Source organism: Enterobacter sp. MF024, assembly GCF_005843915.1.
GTDB classification, from domain to species: domain Bacteria; phylum Pseudomonadota; class Gammaproteobacteria; order Enterobacterales; family Enterobacteriaceae; genus Enterobacter; species Enterobacter barmai.
Genome location: NZ_VCBB01000010.1, coordinates 1 through 24,616, shown reverse-complemented (window position 1 = coordinate 24,616; position 24,616 = coordinate 1). Strand labels below are relative to the sequence as shown.

Here is a 24,616-nt window from a genome sequence, read left to right as displayed (position 1 = left end):
GAGGTAAACATGCAACATGATGAACAACGCCTGCGTTTTCGCGACGCGATGGCCAGCCTCTCTGCGGCGGTCAATGTCATTACCACCGACGGCGAAGCCGGACGCTGCGGCATCACCGCTACCGCCGTCTGCTCGGTAACGGATACCCCACCGTCGGTGATGGTATGCCTGAATGCCAACAGCGCCATGAACCCGGTTTTCCAGGGGAACGGCAAGCTGTGCATTAACGTGCTCAACCACGAACAGGAGCTGATGGCGCGGCATTTTGCCGGAATGACCGGCATGGCGATGGAGGAGCGGTTCACCCTCTCCTGCTGGCAAAAAGGGGCGCTGGCCCAGCCGGTGTTAAGCGGAGCGCTGGCGAGCCTGGAAGGTGAGATTAGCCAGGTACAGACCATCGGCACCCACCTGGTCTACCTGGTGGCAATCAAAAATATCCACTTAAGTGAGGACGGACACGGGCTGATTTACTTTAAACGCAGATTTCATCCGGTGTTAATTGAGCAAGAATTAACCGTTTAATTCCCTCCCCCAGCCAGCCGCCTTCGCGGCTGGCTGTTTTTCATACGATTTAGTTTACCTTAGAAATAATCACTGACATTAATTCTCATAGCCCAATAAGAATTTTCTCGCCCCCACCAGAGTTAATAGGCTTTTGCTATTTTTCCGCGATCGATACGCAAATTGAATGAATTTCAAATGACAGAATCGTCCTAATTATGTAATCTCCGTCACGCAAACATTTTAGTGAATAATAAAAGTCAAATTAGTTGTTGGCTGAATAGTACCCCTGCGTCATTACAATAAAAGCTGCGCAATTTTTAGCCGGAATGGGACTTTTCCGTGCGGTAGCCTACCCTTTTTTTGGATTCTCTTACTTACGCCTGCGTTTTTGCAACTCCTGCGCCTGCAAGATTTCTCCGCTGATTTGCTATTAAAATCAGCCGAATATCATCAAAGTTTTATTTCACATTCCAGTTTTAGAATTGTTGGAAAATATTGATCTTATGAAGAATGCAACTCGCCTTCTGGTGATTTCGCTCGCCCTCATGCTGAGTGGCTGCGCATATTCCCCGAAGCAGGTTGAAGCATCCCGACCGCTTGTGAATCAGACTGCTTCTACCGACCTCCAGGCTATGGCAGCCAACCTGCAACAACCTCTGAACACGCTGCCGCAGGGCGCATCGCTCAGCGCCAATGGCAATACCTACACTTTAGGCCAGCGCTATGTCTCTGCCCTTGGGCTGGAATGCATTGAACTGCTGCGTAACCGCAACTACAACCAGTCCCAGCGCGGTGTGACCTGCAAGAACGGTGATACCTGGTATCTGGTACCACAGCTGGAACAGGCTTCCGCCAGTAACCTGCTTGCCGTGCAATAATTTTGAAGAGAAATGTTGTGAAGATAACGAATTTACGGCAATTGAGTGCCGTTCTGTTGCTGGCCTGCGTCTCCTGCGCATCTTTAGCCGCCCCCACCCAGCAAGAAGCCCAGGCTTTTGGGATGAACACCCCGGCAGATAACGGCGATGGCCGACTGCAACTTGGCGGCGAACAGGCGATGAGCGGCCAGGCGAACACCTCCTCCACCACCGGGACTTTCGCGCAGCAAAACCGTCAGGGCATGTTACTGCCGGGCGAGTCCGACGTGCGTAAACTCCTCCCGCAGTCCGAGTCCGGCCTGCCCCCTCCTTACGGTGCCAACCTGTTTGCCGGTGGCTATGAAACCGAGCGCAGCGACGGCCTGAACGATAATTACCTGATTGCCCCCGGCGACAAGCTGAATATCTGGATCTGGGGCGCAGTGAATTTCTCCAACGTCGTGACCGTGGATAATCAGGGCAATATTTTCATTCCTGATGTCGGGCCAATTAACGTTAAAAACGTTGCGGCGAGCAAGGTTAATAACTTAGTCACCAGCCACATCAGCGAAGTATTCACCAATAACGTTAATGTTTACGTTAATTTATTGACCGCGACGCCGGTCAGCGTATATGTCACCGGGCCGGTGATCCGCCCTGGACAATATGCCGGACAGTCATCCGACAGCGTTTTATATTTTCTGAAACGCGCGGGGGGTATCGATTCCGACCGCGGAAGCTATCGCCATATTAAAGTATTGCGCCAGAACCGCGTGATCCAGCAGATCGACCTTTACGAGTTTATGCAGCAGGGCAGGATGCCGAAACTGTCGCTGAAAGATCAGGACGTGATCCTGGTTGAACCGCAGGGGCCGATGATCAACGTGGCGGGTAAAGTGCGTAACCCGTTCCGCTTCGAGTTGAAGAACAGCACCGCGCTGGGCTCTGAGCTGATCGACTACGCCCTGCCGCTCGCCAAGGTGAGCCACGTGGGTGTGATTGGCGATCGCTCCAACGGCCCGTTCTCGGTTTATATGCCGTATAAAGATTTCGACCGCATTCAGCTGAGCGACGGCGACAAAGTGCTGTTCAACGACGACATGCATGCGCAGGTGTACGACGTGCAGGTGATGGGCAGCTACCGTGGGCCGTCTTACTTCACCGTGCGTAAAGAGACCCGTCTGCACGATCTGCTGAACCACATCCCCATTGACCCGAACATGGCGGATTACGGCTCGATCTACATCATGCGTAAGAGCGTGGCCGCGCGGCAGAAAGAGATGCTGGAAGACTCCCTCAACCGCCTGGAGCGCAGCGTGTTTACCGCGCCAGCCAGCTCTGACGGTGAAGCCTCCATCCGTACCAAAGAAGCCGAGCTGGTGATGCGCTTTGTGGAAAAAGCCCGCAAGATCCAGCCGCTGGGTAAAGTGGTGGTGTCAGATAAGGGCGTGATCGCCAACATCCTGCTGGAACAGGGCGACCAGATTGTGATCCCGAACAAAACCGACCTGATTCAGGTGGGTGGCGAAGTGATGATGCCGCAGGCGGTGGTATTCAACAAAAACGCCAGCCTGGAAGACTACGTGGCCTGGGCAGGCGGCTTTACCGACCGTGCTAACGACAGTCGTATTGCCGTGGTACATGCCAACGGGCTGATGGAGTTTAAAGACGGCGGTGATGTGATGCCGGGCGATCAGATTCTGGTCATGCCGAAAGTGGACAGCAAAATGATGCAGTCCATCAAGGACATCACCCAGGTCATCTATCAGGTTGCCGTGGCGGCCAACGTGGTCCTGAATTAACCCTCAAAGCGGGCTCGCTTTCTCGCGGGCCCGTTCTGTTACATCGGCCTTCTTATGCTTAAACCTGTTCTCAATCAAACGCCCCGCAGTTCGTTCCAGGTGCTGCGCGATGTGACGTTTGGCCTGCTTATTCGTGAACTGAAAACGAGATTTGGGAGTTACCGGCTGGGGTATGCCTGGGCGCTGTTGGATCCGTTGTTGATGATTGGTTTGTTTAGCGCGATTTTTGGGATGCGCGGGCACAGTGGGTTTGGTGGAGCGCCTGCTCCCCTCTTTATCACTGCTGGCTATCTGCCGTTTATCTTCTTTAAAAATGTGGTGAGCAAACTGCAATCAGCGGTCAATGCTAACAAGGGGCTGTTCTGCTACCGCCAGGTGACGCCGTTCTCCACTTTTATCGCCCGATTTATCCTTGAGACCATCGTTGGCATGATGGTCGGCGGCATTCTGATCCTGGGATTATTGTGGTTTGGGTTTGATGCCGTTCCTAATGACCCGCTGCAGGTCATTCTTATCTATATGCTGTTGATGATTTTTTCGTTTTCATTGGGGATTGTCTTTTGTATTACCGGCAACTTAGTAAACGAGGCCGAAAAATTTCTCGGTTTGTTGATGATGCCGTTAATGTTTATCTCCTGCGTTATGTATCCCCTCGCGAGCATTCCGGCACAGTATCAACACTGGTTTTTATGGAACCCGCTGGTACACGCCCTTGAGCTAATACGCTCTGGCTGGATCGCTGGCTATGTTAGCCCGAACGCCAGTTGGACTTATCTGTTTGGGGTGACACTGCTACTGCTAACGTTTGCGATGAGCAGCTATCGTCTGAGTCATCGCCGACTGATTGCCAGCTAAGGGAGATAGCATGATTGTTCTGGAAAACGTCTCGAAGTATTACCCCACCAAGTTTGGCCGCAATTATGTATTGCGTGATGTGAGCATCACGCTGCCACGCGATCGCAATATCGGCATTTTGGGTGTTAACGGGGCAGGTAAATCCACCCTGCTTCGCCTTCTCGGCGGCATGGATATGCCCAACAAGGGCAAAGTCACCCGGCATTGCCGTGTCTCCTGGCCGTTGGCTTTAAATGGCGGTTTTCAGGGAAGTATGACCGGAAGGGAAAATACCCGTTTTGTTTGCCGCATCCATGGCGTGCGTGACACCGAGGCTATTGAAGAGTGGGTAAAAGAGTTCTCGGAAATCGGCCAGCACTATGAGCTGCCGATTAAAGGCTACTCCAGCGGGATGAGATCGAAATTTTCATTTGCGGTCAGTATGGCCTTTGATTTCGAAATTTACCTGACCGATGAAATTATGTCCGTTGGTGACGCCCGCTTTAAGCAAAAATGTATTGATATCTTTAATCAGAAACGTGAGACCGCCAGCTTAATTATGGTATCGCACGATATGAAAAACTTACGCCAACAGTGTGATATGGGTATTTTGCTGCGCAACGGTACCCTCGAGGTGTTCGACAATATTGACGATGCCATCCGCATTTATCAGAGTTTGTAATTAGCCGAAAAATCATGACCCAACCTATTCGTTCCAATAAAGCATCAGGAATGATGCGTAAGCTGCGCAAGTTAAAAACTAAACCAAAACATTTTATTGTCGACTCCAGCGGATTCCGTCTTGCCCAACGCTCCTGGAAGCAGAGTCTTAAGCTCGGCAGCTTTATGTGGGTAGTCGCCTGTTTTGCTATCGCTGTTCTTTACTTTGGTTTAATCGCTTCGGATCGCTATGTGAGCCGGGCACAATTAGTTATTAAACAAGCCGACCAGATAAAGATGTTGCCTGATGCGCTGTCAATGCTGGGCCTGGGTGGCAGCAATCATGAAGATGTTCTGTTAACTCAGGATTACCTGCAATCGCCCGATTTGCTAGCCAAGTTGGATAAAGAACTAGGTTTGAAAGCACATTACCAAAATCATAAAGTTGACTTTTTTTCTCGCTTATCAAGTGATGTTAGTCAGGAAGAATTTATTGAATACTATCGTAATCATTTAACATTACATTTAGATGACACTTCTGGCGTTTTGACAATTGAATTACAAGCTTTTGATCCTGCATATGGGCAACGTGTAGTGAGTATGATGCTTAAGGAATCAGAAGGTTTTATCAATAGACTCGGGCATCAAGTAGCTTTAGAACAATTAGCTTTTGTTGAGAAAGAGGTCGATCGTGCCTATCAACGGGTACAAGATGAGAAAGCTAAGGTATTGGACTTTCAGAATAGCCATAATCTAATCAGCCCTGAAACAACCAGTAGTGCGCGTTTAGGTCTTGTAAGTCAGATTGAAGGTGAACTGGCGCAGCAGCAAGCCCAACTGAAACAACTACAAAGCTATATGAAGACGACTGCCCCTGCCGTAGTTTCTGTACAAGCGAGAGTTGATGCTCTGTCTCTTCAACTCGAGCAAGAAAAATCCAGACTCACCGGTACAGATAAAGATGCAATGAACGAAGTTACTGCAAGCTATATGGATGTACAGACACAAGCCACGCTCGCAGCTGATCTTTATAAAAGCGGTCTTATTAGCCTGGAACAAGCGCGCGTTGAAGCATATCGTAAACTCAAACATTTACTGGTAATTAGTCAACCGACACTTGCTCAAGATGCTGAATATCCGCGACGGCTCTATAATCTTGTTACCATTGGCGTTTTACTCTGTCTAATCTATGGATTAGTAGTTATGGGACTGGCAACACTTCGTGAGCATCAAGACTGAGAGTAATATTGTCTAATGTATTTAGATATTCAAATCTGCCATATATTATCGTAAATAATACAAATCCACCCAACTGGTTAATTCTCCCACATTAACTTCCGACTTCTACAAAATTTGCAAAGATATGCGTAAATTAAAAAAATTTTTTAGGCATCCCGGAATCTTTGTTCGGGATCATCTTAATAAAAAATATCCTATCATACGGAATGAGATCGCATGTTCAGAAGATGAGGAAAATATATTAATACGACATGATCTTGCAATGGAAAGCCAGATAAAAATCGACTTTCCAATTGATGTTGTATTTACTTGGGTTGATGATTCCGACCATGAGTGGAGGAAGCGTTATCAACACTATAAGCAATTTGTTAATGAAAATAATATCGGTCAGTATGCGACCGATCCGGCACGATTTAGTAATCATAATGAGTTAAGATATTCATTAGGCAGTGTTCAAAAATTTTTACCTTGGGTCAGGCGTATTTATATCGTTACAGATAACCAATGCCCTGTATGGCTCAAAACCAATGATCGAATAAGAATCATAGATCACAAAGATATTATTGAAAAAGAATACCTTCCGACTTTTAACTCTCATGTGATAGAAGCTCACTTACATAAAATCCCGGATTTAGCTGAGCATTTTATTTATTTCAATGATGATGTATTTGTCGCCCGACCATTACCTCCTGGACATTTTTTCAGAAGTAATGGATTGGCATCATTATTTATGTCAAAGAAAAGCCTAGCTGCTATGCAAGGAAAAGGAATAAACACTCCGACTCTTTCGGCATCGTTAAAATCAGTATCAATATTGAACTATGATTTTAGTCAGTTAATAGATTATTCATTGGTACATACATATGTTCCGCTTAGAAAAAGCATGTTTGAAGAAGCATGGGATTTTTACAGTACAGAACTACATACTTTTTTACCAAATAAATTCAGGACTAATAATGATATAAATATGGCGACTTTTTTTGTTCCATGGCTGAGCTATTTACGCGGCACGGCTGTACCATCAAGAGATATTTGTTATTATTTCAATGTACGTTCTCCATCAGCTGCTACATATTTCAAAGCCTTGGAAGTTGCAAAATTAAAAGGAACATTACCCCATTCCTTTTGTGCCAACGATTTCAATTCTAAAAACATAAAAAACTCAACTGCAACTAAAAATATTGAAAAAAAGCTAGCTGAGTTTTTCTCTTAAAAAATTTAAAAATTAAATCTGGACAAACCATGAACAAAAAAATCAAAAAAATGATAAATAACCCAAAGTTATTCTTCAAAGATATGTGGCGAAAAAGAATTCTTAAAATTCAGGCTACAGCCCCGAAAAAATATAACTGTAGGCAATCATATAATATAGTAATAGTTGGAAATGAAAGCACTGTAAACATAAATGAATGTCTGAACTCCATCAAAGCACAACGAATTAATTTAGACATTAATATAAACTTAATCGTTTTGAATCTTGGTTTAGCCGAGTCACAACTTAGCATCACGCAAACCCATGACGTAAATGTCATTGATGCTCAACTATCATCACCAACCGAACTCGCAGGTGTATTAACTGGAAAATATACAATTTTTGTTTGGGCAGATGATTTCTTAGAAATTAATTTCATTCTAAGAATTGATCAATTTATTAACACAAATAAAACTAAAAACTTTGGTATTATTTATAGCCGACCTCTAAAAGGTGAATTTTACAGCAAAATTGGTAAAGAGTATCATCCATTAAGAGGACTGTATAAAAGCATTACTCCGGTTGGTTGTTCACCTGAACAATTGGTTGCTGAGACGTTATATGGGACAGTCATACCAACTTCAGCTTTTTTAACAATAATTCAGAGTAAAGATACATATAATTGGTTAGATTTTAACGGCCTCGAAGTCATTTTGTCTGCGACCAATAACCTTAAAGCTAATCAAATAATTGGTTTTTCAAAATTATCAAGCTATATATCCTATGAGAATACAATCGCCAAACCTTTTAAGGGCTCTGACTGGTTAAATCATGAATTATTTGGATCTCGTTTTTCTGACATTGTAGATCTTGCTGAAACAATTATAATTAAAAACAAAAAGTGGAATTCCTTTACTCGAAAAACACTATTATTCTTCATTATTAAATATATAAATAAGGGATTAATCAATCAATCCTTGCTTGACAATTGCAATAATAACCAGCAACAAAATTTCATAAATGAAATAAAAAAAGCGATTAATGTTATTGGCCTTAGCACAATTGATTCATTTAATTTTTCAAACTCCCCTATTGTAAAATATGGTTGTGCAAACTGGTTGAATGAAATTTTACCGAACAAAAACATCGATATAATTCAATATGACAATGATAAAGATGTTGGCTTATTAAGATATTATACAAGCAATCCTAAAAATGAGCGTTTCAATATAAACGGAGATAATATTTTACCTTTTGTAGATAAAACCATTCTCCATAAATTGTTTAATCATCCATTTTCTTATGAAAGACGAATTTGGCTGCCACTGCAAACGGATAACCCAACCTCTAAACTGATGTGCTTCATCGATCATCAAGAAGTCAATGTTAGGGGTTTAGATAAAAAATTATACCGTAGTATTCAAACCGCTAACATTAAGAAGAATTATTGTCAAAGTCTCCCCCAATTCAAATTAGATCCTGTATACGAAAACGTATGGATCTTTATGGATAGGGATAACCAAGCTGACGATAATGCAGAGCATTTGTATCGTTATGTTATGAACAATCGTCCAGATATTGATGCTTATTTTGTACTGAACCGTAACTCTCATGACTGGGACCGGTTAAGCAATGAAGGCTTCAAAATGTTAGCATTTGGTAGCCCAGAACATGAATCGGCTTTAGAGTCATGTTCAAGAGTAATCAGTTCACACGCAGCACAATTCGCAACCGATTATTTCAAAGACAAAAGAATGCTTTCTAAGAAATTCATTTTCCTACAGCATGGTGTCATTCATAACGATCAATCCTCACTATTTAAGCCAGACTGGAAAAGATTCGATATATTCCTTACCTCAGCTTATGGAGAATATGAATCTATCGGTGGTGAATTGAGCACCTATAAATTCACTAGCAAAGAAGTAAAATTAACAGGGTTACCGCGGCATGATGCTTTGATTAAATCAACAATCAAACCTGAAAAAATGCTACTAATTATGCCAACCTGGCGCCCATCTTTACTCGGTAGAGTAACAAGTGGCACTGAAAGAGAGTTGCTACCTGATTTTATTAATAGTCAGTATGCTCAAGCCTGGATGAATATAATTAACAACCCAAAACTTAGAGAGTATGCAAAGCTTGCTGGTTATAAGATTGTATTTTTCCCTCATGCTAACATTCAGCCGTACTTAGATCAGTTTAACGTACCTGATGATGTTGAAATATTGAATCATGCAGCAGGTAGCATTCAGGAACTGTTTTTGAAAGCCAGCATGATGATCACTGATTATTCGTCTGTTGCTTTTGAAATGGCTTATTTATATAAACCGGTTTGCTATTATCAATTTGATGAAGAGGATTTCTTCACAAAAGGCCATTATAATAAAGGCTACTTTGATTATCGTGAACACGGCTTTGGACCTGTTTACAATGATGAAAACAATGTCATTGAATATGCTATAAAAAATATTCAGAATGATTGTACCGCAGGTCCTGAATACATCAGTAAAGTAGACAGTTTCTTCCCATATCGGGATGGATTATGTTGTGAAAGAGTACTGAAAGAAATTGAAAGTCTCGATTTCCCAACAGAATCGTCTTATAAAGACGGATTGATAACTTCGGCAAATAAAGCCTTCCAACTCGGCTTATGGCAGCTTGCCTCATCAAAATATGAAGTATTATTTAACACAGAACAAACTATTGAAATTAGTGAGTATGACTTTGAACAGGCATTAGTTAATTATATAGATTGTCTGCAGCAGCAAGGTGAAATAGATAAAGCAGAAATACTTCTTACACAATACTCACATTTAGAAAGTGATGCCTTTAAGAAGGTAAATATCAAAGTACGTCTTTGCTCTGATATATTGCATAATCAATTTACAACAATTTCCAAAACTGGCCTTTCAAGTTTTTCAAAGATTGATTACACTCTTTTCCTAACAATGTTTGGGTCTATATATAAGAATGTAATAAGCAAAGATAGTGCAAACGTAGCTATAGACAATAAGACTGTTGCTCTGTTTTTCAGACTTTGTTCCGAAACTCCTATCGAAGCTTTAGCTTTGTTCAGAGAAAATAAATACAATTCTAGTTTTGAGTTCGAGTTTTTCCATGCCGATTTAATTGAGCTTATTTTATTAGATGCCAGCGAATTATATGATGATTTAATTATTCTTTATAATCAACTTTCAAACTCAGCTAAAGATAGCATTCTCAATAAGCTATTATACTTAAGAGCACTTAGAGAATGTAAAAAATGGAAACGCGTACAAGAGATTATTGGCACTGATCCAATTCTTCAAGGCCGCACAGGCATTGTCGAATTCGCATCCAATTATTTCTTTGTGGCAAATTATGATAAGAAGAAAATTAAAGATATAGAAGAATTTGACTATATTAAACAGTTCGCAAGTTCGGTAAGCCCTCTGTTAATTCAGCATATAATAAAATATCATCTCATTATTGGCAAAGATATTGAAAGAGCAAGTTTACTTATTGATTTATTTATTGATAACATTGACCCTCGACTAGTAAGTGTTTATATAAAATCTTTGGTTTACTCTAATAAACCTGAAAAAGCTTATTCTATTTTACAAACCTATGAAACAGATGCACTCGCTACTCCTATGCAATTTTTATATGGCCATTTAGCTCTTACTTATGGTGATTATGATATCGCTGAAAAATGTTTCCAACATGTTGTTTTGGCTAAACTACCTGCTATTGATAAGGAGTCCTCAAGTTACCTCCAATCGGCGAGGATTCTCAAAATGGGTAAACAAGAGTATTTTCATACCACCCTTTGAATACGTGCTGAATTGAAAGCATAACTCTTTATAATTATATCTAACGGTTATACTAAGCCATCAGCAATTACAAGGTTAATAATGAAATACGCACATTTAAAATTTACTCATGAGAATGGCCTGAACAAAAACATATTGATAATTGATTCTATAAGGATAAATGTCACAGGTAAGCCTGGAAAGTGGTTTACTAATATTCCTGTTCAGGATGCAACTCACATCACTCTTGAAAAGGAAAATAATAATTGCGAACTTTCTCTCTCTGACGAAAAACTATTTCATCCTGATCAATTAGCCTTTAATGAAAAGTATGATATAAAAAATCATAGTTTAGAGAACGTCTCACTGTATTATTCTTTATCTGGCGATACTATATCACCACAGAAAATTCTCGTAACATTCCCTGGTGTTAGTAACTTTGACAATGTCAATTATAGGTTGAGCGCATTAACTTCTTTACAAGCTAGATTAAAGCATACTCTAATTATTGCCTTACAAGACAAAGAAGGGGTTTATGGTAATTATCTTTATAAAGATTCGTCGGGTAATTTATTTAAGCCTGTAGTTAACAGTTTAATCTCAGGTCTGCAATCAAAATTTGGCTTAAACGATAAGGATTTAATATTCTATGGGAATTCAAAAGGAGGTTCAATTGCCATAGATTATATTGATAGCTTCCCTAACTCTTATTTTTTCATAGATATCCCCCAGTTGGATTTATATAATTATTTATCGCAAAATGAGTTAATGAGATTTAGTCTTGGTACTGATGCCAGAATGAAATATAACTTTATCAAATATTTACCAAGTGTAAGTAATAAGAATGTAACATACTCATTTGCAGAAAATGACCATGACGCATCGAGAAACCTTCCAATGCGGCTATTTTCAAAAATTAAAGTAGCAATGTTAAAAGATATGCCTCATTCAGGCTCCGCGATGCAACTTGTTAAACGACAATTCTCTAAAATAATACAGATCATTTCTGATAATGGTCCAATTGAACGTCCGGAAATTAGCGCCAACTGGATAATTGACAACGGACTTATATTTTTCAATCGAACCCTTGGTTCTTTTACCGACCCGCTGGATGTAAATAAGGTCTATGCAGAAATTGAATTTTATAATTCAAGTGATAATTACTGTGTATCTTTAAATAATAGTTTTGATGATAAATTGATAGTTAGTTGGAAAAATGGTTTTAACGCAACTAAACACCTTCCTGATGGCAGTTACAATATGAGACTCCACGTATACACTAACTACCGCGAGTATATGTATCCACTCAGTGGGGAATTTTTTATTTGTAATGATGTTATATACAATAACTATGACGAATATAACTCTTCTTGGAGTTATGATGTTCTTGATGATGCTCTAACAGATTAAGCTTAGATATACGCAAATATTCATACTCCAATATTAACCATTGCTGCATAAATAAAAACTTTGCTTAGGCATTTATATATAAAAGGCCACATTGTGGCCTGTTGTTTACAGATAGAAACTTGCATTAAGTAACCTCCGCAATTCACTATTTCATAAGAATCATCAAATCAGTAATGTATACATTGAGAGTTGACACCATTGTATGAAATGATTGTCAACATCATAAGTGAATCATAAATCAAAATGGCGATAAAAATATACCTTTATGATGCAGGGGTAACCTCTTTTCCTCATGCTAGATGAGCTTTATATGTAATCAGATTTTCATTAATGGATTTACCTCTGTTACTATATCCTTCAACATCATAATTCAAATAAACGTTCTATCTCGAGGAATTTATTCCCTACATAAATGTACAGCAAATCATTAGTTGAACAATTTATAATAATGCGTTTTGTCCCTTCCTTGTACTCATATGTTGCCTGTCATCACGCTTGAAAGCTAAAATCAGTTCCGATACCAATTTCATCTAAATAAAAGAAAACTCGCTTATGAAAATCCTTGTAACCGGTGGAGCCGGTTTTATCGGTTCTGCTGTTGTTCGCCATATCATCCGTGACACTCAGGATGCGGTGATCAACCTTGATAAGCTTACCTACGCGGGCAACCTGGAGTCGCTGGCCGAGGTCGCAGCAAGCGACCGTTACGCCTTTGAACAGGTGGATATCTGCAATCGTGCAGAGCTGGATCGGGTCTTTGCTGCCCATCAACCGGATGCCGTCATGCATCTGGCCGCCGAGAGCCACGTGGATCGCTCCATCACCGGCCCGGCCGATTTTATCGAAACCAATATCGTCGGCACCTACACGCTGCTGGAAGCGGCTCGCGCTTACTGGAGCGAGCTGGACGAAGCCCGCAAGCTGGCGTTCCGTTTCCACCACATTTCTACCGACGAAGTGTATGGCGATCTGCCGCACCCGGATGAAGTGAGCGCGGGGACCGAGCTGCCGCTCTTTACCGAAACCACGCCGTACGCCCCAAGCAGCCCGTACTCCGCGTCTAAAGCCTCCAGCGATCACCTGGTGCGCGCGTGGCGTCGTACCTATGGTCTGCCGACCATCGTCACCAACTGCTCCAACAACTACGGTCCGTATCACTTCCCTGAGAAGCTGATCCCGCTGGTGATCCTCAACGCGCTGGACGGCAAAGCGCTGCCAATCTACGGCAAAGGCGATCAGATCCGCGACTGGCTGTACGTGGAAGATCATGCCCGTGCCCTGTACACCGTGGTGACTACCGGCGTGGTGGGCGAGACCTACAACATCGGCGGCCATAACGAGAAGCAGAACCTGGACGTGGTCCACACCATCTGCGACCTGCTCGACGAGATAGTGCCGAAGACCGGTTCCTACCGCGACCAGATCACCTACGTGACTGACCGTCCGGGCCACGACCGCCGCTACGCTATCGATGCCAGCAAAATGAGCCACGAGCTGAACTGGCAGCCGCAGGAGACCTTCGAGTCCGGCATCCGCAAAACCGTGCAGTGGTACCTGGATAACCAGCAGTGGGTCAACAACGTCAAAAGCGGCAGTTATCAGGACTGGATCGCGAAGAACTACCAGGAGCGTAACTGATGCATATTCTGCTGTTCGGCAAAAATGGCCAGGTGGGCTGGGAGCTGCAGCGCGCCCTGCTGCCGCTGGGTCGTATTACTGCGGTGGATTTTGACTCTACCGATTACTGTGGCGACTTCAGCAACCCGGAAGGCGTGGCCGAGACCGTGCGTCTGCTGAAGCCGGACGTCATCGTCAACGCCGCCGCCCATACCGCGGTGGATAAAGCCGAGAGCGAGCGCGACTTTGCCGAGCTGCTCAACGCCACAAGCGTAGCCGCCATCGCCAAAGAAGCCGAAGCGCTGGGCGCCTGGCTGGTGCATTACTCCACCGACTACGTCTTCAACGGCAGCGGTGAAAAACCCTGGGTAGAAACAGACCAGACCGCGCCGCTGAACGTCTACGGCGAAACCAAGCTGGCGGGGGAGCAGGCTGCGGCCCTCTGTTCCCGTCACCTGGTGTTCCGCACCAGCTGGGTCTATGCTGCCCGTGGCGCTAACTTCGCCAAAACCATGCTGCGCTTCGGTAAAGAGCGTAGCGAGATGTCGGTGATCAACGATCAGTTTGGTGCGCCGACCGGGGCAGAGCTGCTGGCCGACTGCACGGCGCATGCGATCCGTATCGCGCAGGATAAACCGGAGGTTGCCGGTCTTTATCACCTGATCGCCTCCGGCACCACCACCTGGTTCGACTATGCCCAGCGGGTGTTCGCTACCGCGCGTGCGGCAGGCGTTGAGCTGGCGGTGACTCAGGTCAATGCGGTGCCGACCAGCGCGTTCCCGACGCCGGCTAAACGTCCGCATAACTCCCGTCTCGATACCAGCAAGTTCCAGCGCACCTTCGGGATGACGCTGCCGGACTGGACTATCGGCGTCGATCGCATGCTTGCTGAAATCCTTGGCAAGTAAACGCATCAGGGTATGCTATGCATGCCTTGTTTTATCGACATGGACATTTGTCGGGGAGCGGCGTTTTTAGCTCCCTCTGCAGCAATCAAACATATGCCAGGGGTGGCGTTTCGCCGCCCTCCAGAGCAACAGAGAAGAATTGAAGGATTATGAGCAAGCGTAAAGGTATTATTCTGGCCGGTGGGTCAGGCACTCGTCTGTATCCGGTGACGATGGCGGTGAGCAAGCAGCTGCTGCCAATCTATGACAAACCGATGATCTACTACCCGCTGAGCACCCTGATGCTGGCCGGTATCCGCGACATTCTGATCATCAGCACCCCGCAGGACACCCCGCGCTTTGAGCAGCTGCTCGGCGACGGCAGCCAGTGGGGCCTGAACCTGCAGTACAAAGTGCAGCCAAGCCCGGACGGTCTGGCTCAGGCCTTTATCCTCGGCGAAGAGTTCATCGGCGACGACGACTGCGCGCTGGTGCTGGGCGATAACATCTTCTACGGTCACGACCTGCAGAAACAGCTGGAAGCCGCTGCGGCGAAACCCGCAGGTGCTACCGTCTTTGCCTATCACGTTCACGATCCTGAGCGTTACGGCGTGGTGGAGTTCGACCGCGAAGGCACCGCCATTTCTCTGGAAGAGAAACCACTGGAGCCGAAGAGCAACTATGCTGTAACCGGGCTCTACTTCTACGACAACCGCGTGGTTGAGATTGCCAAAAGCCTGAAACCGTCCCCGCGCGGCGAGCTGGAAATCACCGACGTGAACCGTATCTACCTGGAGCAGGGTAATTTGTCGGTCGCCATGATGGGTCGTGGTTATGCCTGGCTTGATACCGGCACCCATGAGAGCCTGATTGAGGCCAGCAACTTCATCCAGACCATCGAAACCCGTCAGGGTCTGAAAGTGGCCTGTCCTGAAGAGATTGCCTACCGTCTGAAGTTTATCGATGCCGATCAGGTGCGCAAATTAGCCGCGCCGCTGGCCAAGAATGCTTACGGGCAATATCTGCTGAAAATGCTCAAGTAGTCATCATTAACTCCTGGGGCGTCATGCCCCATTTAAGAATCAGGCCGTAATCATGAACGTAATTCAGACCGCAATTCCCGACGTCTTCATCTTTGAGCCAAAAGTGTTTGGTGATGACCGTGGCTTCTTCTTCGAAAGCTTTAACCACCAGCAGTTCGAAGCCGCCATTGGCCGCAGCGTCAACTTCGTGCAGGACAACCACTCCAAATCGTCTAAAGGCGTACTGCGTGGTCTGCACTACCAGCTGGCGCCGCATGCGCAGGGCAAACTGGTCCGTTGCGTGGCCGGTGAAGTGTTCGACGTGGCGGTGGATATCCGTAAAAGCTCCCCGACCTTTGGTCAGTGGGTGGGCGTGCATCTGTCTGGCGAGAACAAGCGTCAGCTGTGGATCCCGGAAGGCTTCGCCCACGGCTTCATGACCCTGAGCGACACCGCCGAGTTCCTGTACAAAACCACCAATTACTATGCGCCGGAGAGCGACCGCGGCATCCGCTGGAACGATGAGACCATTGGTATTACCTGGCCTGAAATCGACACCGAGATCCTCACCTCCGCCAAAGACAGCGTTGCCAAATCCTTCCCTGACGCAGAGTACTTCTGAGTCCCACGCCCCGCAGTGACGCGGGGCGTTTTCTGACAGAGCACAAATGAAATTCTATACAGGTTCAGCCGGGATCCTGGCCCGAAAAGCGCAGCTCGAGCCGATGCTGGGCCGCCCGTTACACGCCTTCAAGTCCAGCATGGAGCTGGCGCAAGACGATGTCCTGGTCGGCTGGGGCCAGAAAGCCAATACCCGCCAGATCAAACAAAAAGCCCATGAACTCGGGTTGCCGTACTGGCAGCTGGAAGATGGCTTTATCGGGTATATTGGCCATCCCGCCAGCGGGGGCAAAGCCGTCTCCCTGATCGCCGATCCTGTAGGGATTTACTACGACGCCCGCCAGCCGAGCCGCCTTGAGCAGCTGATCGCCACGCCCTGTGATGACAAGATGCTGGCCCGCGCTGAGGCTCTCGTCTCTGCGCTGCTGCGACACGGCATCACCAAGTACAACTGCTATGCCGCGGGCAGCGGTTTACCCGACGCGCTGGCGGCACGTCTGCGCGGCGATGCGCGCCCGAAAGTCTTGCTGATCGACCAGGTGGCGGGGGATCTCTCTATCCCCGGCGCGCTGGCGAGCGAAGACGATTTTGTTGAGATGGTGGCGGCGGCGCGACGTAACCACCCGGGCGCCCGCCTGCTGCTGCGTACCCATCCGGATACCCGGCTGGGTAAAAAGAGCGGCGTGCTGGCGCGTCTGGAACTGGATGACGTGGAAGTGGTGGCCGATCACTGCCATCCCCACGCCCTGCTGAACGAGGTAGAGGCGGTCTATACCGTCTCCTCCCAGATGGGCTTTGAAGCGCTGCTGCTCGGCAAAGCGGTGTACTGCTTCGGCATGCCGTTTTACGCCGGGTGGGGATTAACCCACGACAGCAAATCCTGCCCGCGTCGCCAGACGCAGGTCAGCCTGCCCCAGCTGGTAGCGGCGGCGCTGATCCTCTATCCACGCTATCTGGACCCAGTGCTGGGCCAGCGCTGCGAAGTGGAGCAGGTACTGGAGATCGTTGCCGGTCAGCAGAGTCCTGCGCCACAGTATCGCCGCCTCTACATGGTGGGCTTCTCGCTGTGGAAGCGCGCCTTTATGCGCGCCTTCTGCCAGCCGCTGGCCGAAGAGCTGCGCTTTGTGCGCGCGTTACCGCAACAGCTGGCCGCCGACGAGCAGGTGCTGGTGTGGGGCAGCCGCCACCCTGAACTCCAGAGCGCCATCCGGGTGGAAGATGGCTTTATCCGCTCCCGGGGGCTGGGCTCGAACCTGTGCCGCCCGTCGTCGCTCTCCATCGACCCGGTGGGGATCTACTTCGACAGCCGCCGTCCGAGCGGGCTGGAGCAGCAGCTTAATCAGCATCAGCTCACCGACCAGGAGTTAACTCGCGGTGCCGCGCTGGTGGATCTGCTTCGCCAGCACGGGGTGAGCAAATACAACGTCGGCACCGTCCAGCCGTTTACCCCACCGGGGGACGGACGTTCGCTGGTGCTGGTGGTGGGCCAGGTGGATGGCGATGCCTCGATCCTCACCGGCAGCCCGGTCGTGCGCAGCAACGAAGCGCTGCTGTGGGCGGTACGCGCCGCAAGACCGGAGGCGCATATCCTGTTTAAACCGCACCCGGACGTAGTGGCGGGCAACCGGGCAGGCGCCATCTCGGACGCCTGTCTGGTCAGCTGCGTCGACAGCCAGGTGCTGGATCTGGGCCTCACCAGCCTCTATCCCCACGTGGACGAGCTGCACACCATGACCTCGCTGAGCGGGTTCGAAGCCCTGGTGCAGGGGGTGAAGGTCACCACCTGGGGCCAGCCGTTCTACAGCGGCTGGGGGCTGACCGAAGATATGCACCCTGCCCCGCGTCGCCAGCGCACCTTGCCCCTGGCAGCGCTGGTCTATCTGACGCTGGTGGCCTATCCGCGCTACATCGACTGGCAGAGCGGGCTGTGGATGAGCCCGGAACAGTTAATACGCCAGCTGGCCGTGCAGGGTAACTCCTCATCGCAAAAAGCCAGCCGCTGGCAGCGCTGGCAGCTCAAACTGAGCTATCTGGCGCAGACGCTTCGTTAGAAAACTATTTATCCCTGAAAATTAAAGAAAAGCGGTCATCAAGCCGTTAACTCACCTGTCTCATCAAACGGATCTGGGAAACGAAATGGAAGAGCAAGCTATCCGCCATTTACTCAATGGCCGCCGATATCTTTTGTTACAAGGACCGATGGGCCCCTGCTTTGCGCGTCTGGCGACCTGGCTGCAGCACAGCCACCGCGAAGTGAAGCAGGTCTGCTTTAATGCCGGAGATGCCTGGTATGCCGCGAAAGAGACGTCGCTGCACTACACCGGCCCGGTGAAAAACTTTGCCTTCTGGCTGCGCGATCTGCACAAAGACTACGCCTTCGATACCATCGTCTGCTTCGGCGATTGCCGTCCGATGCATATCGAAGCGAAGAAGTGGGCGCGCAGTAAATCCATCGACTTTCTCGCGTTTGAGGAGGGGTATTTCCGTCCGTTCTATATCACCCTCGAAAAAGGCGGCGTGAATGCCTTCTCCTCGATGCCCATCGACGCGAAATACTACCGCGAACAGCCCCTGCCGGAGCTGCCGACCCCGACGCCGTGGAAGCCGAGCGCCTTTAACCGCGCCGCCCACGCCATGCTCTACTACGCGGCGGGCTGGTTTGGCCGCCATCGCTATCGCGGCTACCGCCACCACAAGTCGTTTTCCCCGTGGTATGAGATGCGCTGCTGGTTCCGTGCCGGTCGCCGCAAGCTGTGGTACCGCTGGAAGCAGCGCCACATGCTGAGCCATATCACCCAGACGCTGGATAACGAGTACTACCTGGCGATTTTGCAGGTCTATAACGACAGCCAGATTATTCACCACAGCCCGTATAAAGACGTGCGTGACTATATCGAAACCGTGATCCGCTCCTTTGCCCGCCATGCGCCGAAGGAGCGCCATCTGGTGTTCAAGCATCACCCGATGGATCGTGGTCACCGTTTTTATGGCGTGCTGATTAACACCCTGTGCGAGAAATACGGCATCGCTGGCCGGGTGATCTATATCCACGACCTCTCCCTGCCCGCCCTGTTGACCCACACCCGGGGGGTGATCACCGTTAACAGCACCGCCGGGCTGTCGGCGCTGATCCACAACAAACCGCTGAAGGTAATGGGCAAAGCGCTGTACGACATCGACGGCTTAACCTGGCAGGGGCCGCTGAACCAGTTCTGGCAGGCGAACTTCGCCCCGGACAAACAGCTGTTCCAGCGTTTTCGTACCCATCTGCTCTATCACACGCAGATCAACGCCGTGTTTTACGGCAAGTCCGACTGGCTTAACGTCCCGACAGCCCTCCCCCTGCCGGAAGCCCTTACCGATTCCGAACCCGAACACTAATTCGCTGCACGCCGGGGAAATTACCCCGGCGGATCCGATCTGCCCCTCGCTTTTATCCCCTCGTTGTAAAAATCCCTAATGTTTATCCCAAACCTGGCCGTTATAACCTAAGACAAATTTATTTGCCGAACCCTGCACTGACATATTTTGTCAGCCTGCACCGGCATAATTCACAGCAATGTTTTAGTTCACGGGAAAGCTTATATGACAATTCCGACCAGGAGTCGCTCGGCTGAAAGGTTGGTAGATATTCTGCTGGAGCTTCATTTACACGGCGTGGTTAACCGCCAGGCATTGATGCATAAATTTAATATTACTGAGCGCACCGTCTATCGCGATCTGAATGCACTTTCGCCGATTGTGGAGTACACCGGAGACGGGCAGTACCGGCTTATTCATGCCCCGCAGGGTCATGCAGGTCAGGGGCTGCATCACGTCATTGCTAACTTCCTGAATGTGGATGACTATTTCCCTGAAAAGGGGGGCGATTTCTGGGAGAAACTGGAGGCAAGAGCGGAAGAAAACCATATTATGATCCTCGGTGGCGATGCCGAGCGAAAAGAGAAATGGGATATTCACGCCCAGCTGGCGGCCTTCGAAAAGGCGATTAAGAGCCAGCAGGTTTGCCAGATCCTGTATAAAGGAAAGACCCGACAGGTTAATCCTTATAAAGTAATTAACAAAAAGAATATATGGTATTTACAAGCCACCGAAAACGGCAGATTGAAATCGTTTTCTTTAAGCCTGATCCAGTGGCTGGATATTCGCAGCGAAACCTTCACTCCGGATAACGACACCCTCGAATTGCTGGAAAAGAATCCCGACCCGTGGGTCAGCGAAGAGACATTCGAAGTGGATGTGCTTATTCCCGCCGCCATCGCGCACTATTTTAAACGCCGCGATCTGCTGCCCGGCCAGGAGGTTCTGGCGGAAGACAAACACGGCATTACCCTGCGCTGCCACGCGGCCCATGAAAACCAGATCCTGCCCCTGCTCTTCTACTGGCTGCCTAACATTCAGGTGCTGGAACCGGCCTGGCTGAGGCAGAAGTTCGTTGCCACTCTGGAAACCTATCTGGCTGAGGTGGAGTGCTCCCCCTGACATCGTGATCCGCTTCACACTATTTCCCCTGCCGACGGCGAGCCTGAACCACTCGCCCTCGCTGTTGACCGTTCATCCCGCCATATAACCACTCACAGATTTACCTTCCTTTACACGCGCGAGGCTCTGGCAAGATCGCCGCAGCATTAACCAATATCTCTCACAGCGAACCCTGACGCTTTTTTCATCTAAAAAACCAGGTCTTATTATGGATATCAAAAAATTACTTAAGCACGTTCCCTGGCTGCTGCTCGGGATCCTCGGTGCCTGTTGTCTGGCCGTCGTCGCCCTGCGCCGCGGCGAGCACATCAGCGCCCTGTGGATCGTCGTGGCCTCCGTGTCGGTCTATCTGGTGGCGTACCGCTACTACAGTCTCTACATCGCGCAGAAGGTCATGAAGCTCGACCCGACCCGCGCCACCCCGGCGGTCATCAACAATGACGGCCTGAACTACGTGCCAACCAACCGCTACGTGCTGTTTGGTCACCACTTTGCGGCCATCGCAGGCGCGGGTCCGCTGGTCGGCCCGGTCCTGGCGGCGCAGATGGGCTACCTGCCGGGTACCCTGTGGCTGCTGGCAGGCGTTGTGCTGGCGGGTGCGGTGCAGGACTTTATGGTGCTGTTTATCTCTTCTCGCCGTAACGGCGCGTCTCTGGGTGAGATGATCAAAGAAGAGATGGGCCGCGTGCCGGGCACCATCGCCCTGTTCGGCTGCTTCCTGATCATGATCATCATCCTTGCGGTGCTGGCGCTGATCGTGGTGAAAGCGCTGGCGGAAAGCCCGTGGGGCGTGTTCACCGTCTGCTCAACCGTGCCGATTGCGCTGTTCATGGGGATCTACATGCGATTCCTGCGTCCAGGCCGCGTGGGTGAAGTGTCGGTGATCGGGATTGTGCTGCTGGTGGCGTCGATTTACTTCGGCGGCGTGATTGCCCACGACCCGTACTGGGGCCCGGCGCTGACCTTTAAAGACACCACCATCACCTTCGTACTGGTTGGCTATGCCTTTGTCTCTGCCCTGCTGCCGGTATGGCTGATTCTGGCGCCGCGCGACTATCTGGCGACCTTCCTGAAAATCGGCGTGATCGTCGGGCTGGCGATCGGCATCGTGATCATCAACCCTGAGCTGAAAATGCCTGCGGTGACCCAGTACGTTGACGGTACCGGTCCACTGTGGAAAGGCGCGCTGTTCCCGTTCCTGTTTATCACCATCGCCTGCGGTGCGGTCTCTGGCTTCCACGCCCTGATCGCCTCCGGCACCACGCCAAAACTGCTGGCGAATGAAAACGACGCCCGTCTGATCGGTTACGGCGCAATGCTGATGGAGTCCTTCGTGGCCATCATGGCGCTGGTGGCAGCGTCCATCATCGAGCCGGGTCTCTACTTCGCGATGAACACTCCACCAGCAGGCCTGGGCATCACCATGCCGAACCTGCATGAGATGGGCGGTGACAACGCGGCGCTGATCATGGCGCAGCTGAAAGATGCGAGCGCCCACGCGGCGGCGACAGTCAGCTCCTGGGGCTTTGTGATCTCCCCTGAGCAGATCATGCAGACCGCGAAGGACATCGGCGAACCGTCGGTTCTGAACCGTGCCGGTGGCGCGCCAACCCTGGCGGTCGGTATCGCTCACGTGTTCCACAAAGTGCTGCCATGGGCGGACATGGGCTTCTGGTACCACTTCGGTATTCTGTTCGAGGCGCTGTTCATCCTCACCGCGCTGGATGCCGGTACCCGTGCAGGCCGATTTATGCTGCAGGATCTGCTGGGTAACTTCGTGCCGTTCCTGAAGAAAACCGACTCGCTGGTGGCGGGTATCCTGGGCACCGCGGGCTGCGTTGGCCTGTGGGGTTATCTGCTTTATCAGGGCGTTGTCGACCCGCTGGGCGGCGTGAAGAGCCTGTGGCCACTGTTCGGTATCTCTAACCAGATGCTGGCGGCGGTAGCCCTGGTGCTCGGCACCGTGGTGCTGGTGAAGATGAAGCGCACCAAATACATCTGGGTGACCGTGGTTCCAGCCCTCTGGCTGCTGCTCTGCACCACCTGGGCGCTGGGTCTGAAACTGTTCAGCACCAACCCGCAGCTGGAAGGCTTCTTCTTCATGGCTAACCAGTACAAAGAGAAGATTGCCGCAGGCGGCGGTGAGCTGACGGCCCAGCAGGTTGCCAACATGAACCATATCGTGGTGAACAACTACACCAACGCGGGTCTGAGCATTCTGTTCCTGGTGGTGGTCTACAGCATCATCTTCTACGGCATCAAAACCTGGATGAAGGTGCGTAACGCCGACGGCCGTACCGATAAAGAAACCCCGTACGTCCCGGTTCCTGAAGGCGGCGTGAAGACCTCTTCACACCATTAATCCTCTCTCTTCCCCCTCTCCCCTTTGGGGAGAGGGCCGGGGTGAGGGGAAACAACGCCCGGCGATTTCCCCTCGCCGGGCTTTTTCTTATCAGGATGGGTTATGTTTGGTAACTTAGGCGAAGCAAAAAAATACCTCGGTCAGGCGGCAAAAATGCTGATTGGCATTCCGGACTATGACAACTACGTTGAGCATATGAAGACCAACCATCCGGATAAGCCGTACATGACCTACAACGAATTCTTCCGCGAGCGTCAGGAAGCGCGCTACGGCGGAGGTGGAGAAGGCGGCGTACGCTGCTGCTAAAGGAGAAACCATGACACCGATTGCAGTTACCCTACTCACCGGCTTTCTCGGCGCGGGCAAAACCACCCTGCTGCGCCACATCCTCAACGAACAGCACGGCTTCAAAATCGCGGTTATCGAGAACGAGTTCGGTGAAGTCTCGGTGGACGACCAGTTGATTGGCGATCGCGCAACCCAGATCAAAACCCTGACCAACGGCTGCATCTGCTGCACCCGTTCCAACGAACTTGAAGATGCCCTGCTCGACCTGCTCGACAGCCGCGATCGCGGTGAGATCGATTTCGACCGTCTGGTGATTGAGTGCACTGGCATGGCCGACCCTGGCCCGATTATCCAGACCTTTTTCTCCCACGAGATCCTCTGTCAGCGCTACCTGCTGGACGGTGTGATCGCCCTGGTCGACGCGGTGCACGCCGACGACCAGATGAACCAGTTCACCATCGCCCAGTCGCAGGTGGGCTACGCCGACCGCATCCTGCTGACCAAAACCGACGTGGCGGGCGAGAGCGATAAACTCCGCGAACGCCTGACGCGCATCAACTCGCGCGCGCCGATCTATACCGTCACCTTTGGCGATATCGACCTGGCACAGCTGTTCAACACCAACGGCTTTATGCTGGAAGAGAACGTCACCACTAAACCGCGTTTCCACTTTATGGCCGACAAGCAGAACGACGTCTCCTCGATTGTCGTCGAGCTGGATTACCCGGTGGATATCAGCGAGGTCTCACGGGTAATGGAGAACCTGCTGCTGTCGTTTGCCGACAAACTCCTGCGCTACAAAGGGATGCTGTGGATCGACGGCGAACCGAACCGCCTGCTGTTCCAGGGCGTGCAGCGCCTGTACAGCGCCGACTGGGACCGCCCGTGGGGCGACGAAGCGCCGCACAGCGTGATGGTGTTTATCGGTTTAGAATTGCCGGAAGATGAGATCCGGGCGGGGTTCGCAGGATTGCGTAAATAGCCGCACAGACTGTCCCCTCTCCCCTATGGGGCTGAGGAATCCCCAGTAATTTTCTTATGCTTAACG

General features: G+C 49.4%; 19 protein-coding genes. All 19 read left to right on the top strand.

The genetic code is table 11. The features are described from left to right. Positions 1–9 precede the first annotated feature (9 nt). The 19 genes from FFB58_RS15440 (at position 10) to yjiA (ending at position 24,550) form a co-directional block, all read left to right on the top strand. Complete coding sequence (locus tag FFB58_RS15440) at positions 10–522, top strand: 4-hydroxyphenylacetate 3-monooxygenase reductase subunit (protein ID WP_039030503.1); 513 nt, start codon at positions 10–12, stop codon at positions 520–522. A 581-nt stretch (positions 523–1,103) separates the two neighbouring features. Further along, positions 1,104–1,382 carry a hypothetical protein gene (locus tag FFB58_RS15435; RefSeq protein WP_251929681.1) on the top strand — a complete coding sequence of 93 codons (279 nt, stop codon included), beginning with the start codon at positions 1,104–1,106 and terminating at the stop codon, positions 1,380–1,382. A gap of 41 nt (positions 1,383–1,423) precedes the next feature. Continuing rightward, positions 1,424–3,163: a polysaccharide biosynthesis/export family protein gene (locus FFB58_RS15430; protein ID WP_286172782.1), complete on the top strand. Its 1,740-nt coding sequence runs from the start codon at positions 1,424–1,426 to the stop codon at positions 3,161–3,163. A 54-nt stretch (positions 3,164–3,217) separates the two neighbouring features. After that, on the top strand, positions 3,218–4,018 hold the full coding sequence (locus FFB58_RS15425) for an ABC transporter permease (RefSeq protein ID WP_138370349.1): 801 nt from the start codon (positions 3,218–3,220) through the stop codon (positions 4,016–4,018). 10 nt (positions 4,019–4,028) lie between these two features. Further along, positions 4,029–4,679: an ABC transporter ATP-binding protein gene (locus FFB58_RS15420; protein WP_138370348.1), complete on the top strand. Its 651-nt coding sequence runs from the start codon at positions 4,029–4,031 to the stop codon at positions 4,677–4,679. 14 nt (positions 4,680–4,693) lie between these two features. After that, entirely contained in the window at positions 4,694–5,896 is a 1,203-nt protein-coding gene (locus FFB58_RS15415; RefSeq protein ID WP_138370347.1) for a sugar transporter, read from the top strand. Between the two features lie 124 nt (positions 5,897–6,020). Then, positions 6,021–7,109, top strand: coding sequence for a Stealth CR1 domain-containing protein (locus FFB58_RS15410; RefSeq protein WP_138370346.1), 1,089 nt, complete (start codon positions 6,021–6,023; stop codon positions 7,107–7,109). Between the two features lie 29 nt (positions 7,110–7,138). Beyond that, positions 7,139–10,900 (top strand): CDP-glycerol glycerophosphotransferase family protein, encoded by a 3,762-nt coding sequence (locus FFB58_RS15405; RefSeq protein ID WP_138370345.1) that lies wholly within the window; start codon positions 7,139–7,141, stop codon positions 10,898–10,900. An 81-nt stretch (positions 10,901–10,981) separates the two neighbouring features. Next, positions 10,982–12,289 (top strand): hypothetical protein, encoded by a 1,308-nt coding sequence (locus FFB58_RS15400; RefSeq protein WP_205735742.1) that lies wholly within the window; start codon positions 10,982–10,984, stop codon positions 12,287–12,289. Between the two features lie 552 nt (positions 12,290–12,841). Further along, positions 12,842–13,927, top strand: a complete 1,086-nt coding sequence (gene rfbB, locus FFB58_RS15395; protein ID WP_138370344.1) for a dTDP-glucose 4,6-dehydratase — start codon at positions 12,842–12,844, stop codon at positions 13,925–13,927. Next, entirely contained in the window at positions 13,927–14,814 is an 888-nt protein-coding gene (gene rfbD / locus FFB58_RS15390) for a dTDP-4-dehydrorhamnose reductase (protein ID WP_138370343.1), read from the top strand. Before rfbB ends, rfbD begins: the two co-directional genes overlap by 1 nt. Before the next feature lie 149 nt (positions 14,815–14,963). Further along, positions 14,964–15,836, top strand: a complete 873-nt coding sequence (gene rfbA / locus FFB58_RS15385; RefSeq protein ID WP_138370342.1) for a glucose-1-phosphate thymidylyltransferase RfbA — start codon at positions 14,964–14,966, stop codon at positions 15,834–15,836. 52 nt (positions 15,837–15,888) lie between these two features. Then, positions 15,889–16,437, top strand: coding sequence for a dTDP-4-dehydrorhamnose 3,5-epimerase (rfbC, locus tag FFB58_RS15380; protein WP_039030518.1), 549 nt, complete (start codon positions 15,889–15,891; stop codon positions 16,435–16,437). A 46-nt stretch (positions 16,438–16,483) separates the two neighbouring features. Continuing rightward, a complete protein-coding gene (locus tag FFB58_RS15375) occupies positions 16,484–18,487 on the top strand; it encodes a capsular polysaccharide biosynthesis protein (protein ID WP_138370341.1) in 2,004 nt (667 codons plus the stop codon). 85 nt (positions 18,488–18,572) lie between these two features. Further along, entirely contained in the window at positions 18,573–19,817 is a 1,245-nt protein-coding gene (locus FFB58_RS15370) for a capsular biosynthesis protein (protein WP_039030520.1), read from the top strand. 204 nt (positions 19,818–20,021) lie between these two features. Then, positions 20,022–20,918 (top strand): WYL domain-containing protein, encoded by an 897-nt coding sequence (locus tag FFB58_RS15365; RefSeq protein ID WP_138370340.1) that lies wholly within the window; start codon positions 20,022–20,024, stop codon positions 20,916–20,918. A gap of 208 nt (positions 20,919–21,126) precedes the next feature. Beyond that, positions 21,127–23,280, top strand: a complete 2,154-nt coding sequence (locus FFB58_RS15360; RefSeq protein ID WP_138370339.1) for a carbon starvation CstA family protein — start codon at positions 21,127–21,129, stop codon at positions 23,278–23,280. A gap of 102 nt (positions 23,281–23,382) precedes the next feature. Then, complete coding sequence (locus FFB58_RS15355; protein WP_032616354.1) at positions 23,383–23,586, top strand: YbdD/YjiX family protein; 204 nt, start codon at positions 23,383–23,385, stop codon at positions 23,584–23,586. Between the two features lie 10 nt (positions 23,587–23,596). Beyond that, on the top strand, positions 23,597–24,550 hold the full coding sequence (gene yjiA, locus FFB58_RS15350) for a GTPase (RefSeq protein WP_138370338.1): 954 nt from the start codon (positions 23,597–23,599) through the stop codon (positions 24,548–24,550). Positions 24,551–24,616: the final 66 nt, after the last annotated feature.

What these genes read in the sequence shown, in the direction of transcription:
- rfbA (WP_138370342.1), top strand. Translation starts at nt 14,964, where the DNA reads ATGAGCAAGCGTAAAGGTATTATTCTGGCCGGTGGGTCAGGCACTCGT.
- FFB58_RS15370 (WP_039030520.1), top strand. Translation starts at nt 18,573, where the DNA reads ATGGAAGAGCAAGCTATCCGCCATTTACTCAATGGCCGCCGATATCTT.
- FFB58_RS15440 (WP_039030503.1), top strand. Translation starts at nt 10, where the DNA reads ATGCAACATGATGAACAACGCCTGCGTTTTCGCGACGCGATGGCCAGC.
- rfbB (WP_138370344.1), top strand. Translation starts at nt 12,842, where the DNA reads ATGAAAATCCTTGTAACCGGTGGAGCCGGTTTTATCGGTTCTGCTGTT.
- FFB58_RS15405 (WP_138370345.1), top strand. Translation starts at nt 7,139, where the DNA reads ATGAACAAAAAAATCAAAAAAATGATAAATAACCCAAAGTTATTCTTC.
- rfbC (WP_039030518.1), top strand. Translation starts at nt 15,889, where the DNA reads ATGAACGTAATTCAGACCGCAATTCCCGACGTCTTCATCTTTGAGCCA.
- FFB58_RS15360 (WP_138370339.1), top strand. Translation starts at nt 21,127, where the DNA reads ATGGATATCAAAAAATTACTTAAGCACGTTCCCTGGCTGCTGCTCGGG.
- rfbD (WP_138370343.1), top strand. Translation starts at nt 13,927, where the DNA reads ATGCATATTCTGCTGTTCGGCAAAAATGGCCAGGTGGGCTGGGAGCTG.
- FFB58_RS15355 (WP_032616354.1), top strand. Translation starts at nt 23,383, where the DNA reads ATGTTTGGTAACTTAGGCGAAGCAAAAAAATACCTCGGTCAGGCGGCA.
- FFB58_RS15365 (WP_138370340.1), top strand. Translation starts at nt 20,022, where the DNA reads ATGACAATTCCGACCAGGAGTCGCTCGGCTGAAAGGTTGGTAGATATT.
- FFB58_RS15415 (WP_138370347.1), top strand. Translation starts at nt 4,694, where the DNA reads ATGACCCAACCTATTCGTTCCAATAAAGCATCAGGAATGATGCGTAAG.
- FFB58_RS15400 (WP_205735742.1), top strand. Translation starts at nt 10,982, where the DNA reads ATGAAATACGCACATTTAAAATTTACTCATGAGAATGGCCTGAACAAA.
- FFB58_RS15425 (WP_138370349.1), top strand. Translation starts at nt 3,218, where the DNA reads ATGCTTAAACCTGTTCTCAATCAAACGCCCCGCAGTTCGTTCCAGGTG.
- yjiA (WP_138370338.1), top strand. Translation starts at nt 23,597, where the DNA reads ATGACACCGATTGCAGTTACCCTACTCACCGGCTTTCTCGGCGCGGGC.
- FFB58_RS15420 (WP_138370348.1), top strand. Translation starts at nt 4,029, where the DNA reads ATGATTGTTCTGGAAAACGTCTCGAAGTATTACCCCACCAAGTTTGGC.
- FFB58_RS15375 (WP_138370341.1), top strand. Translation starts at nt 16,484, where the DNA reads ATGAAATTCTATACAGGTTCAGCCGGGATCCTGGCCCGAAAAGCGCAG.
- FFB58_RS15410 (WP_138370346.1), top strand. Translation starts at nt 6,021, where the DNA reads ATGCGTAAATTAAAAAAATTTTTTAGGCATCCCGGAATCTTTGTTCGG.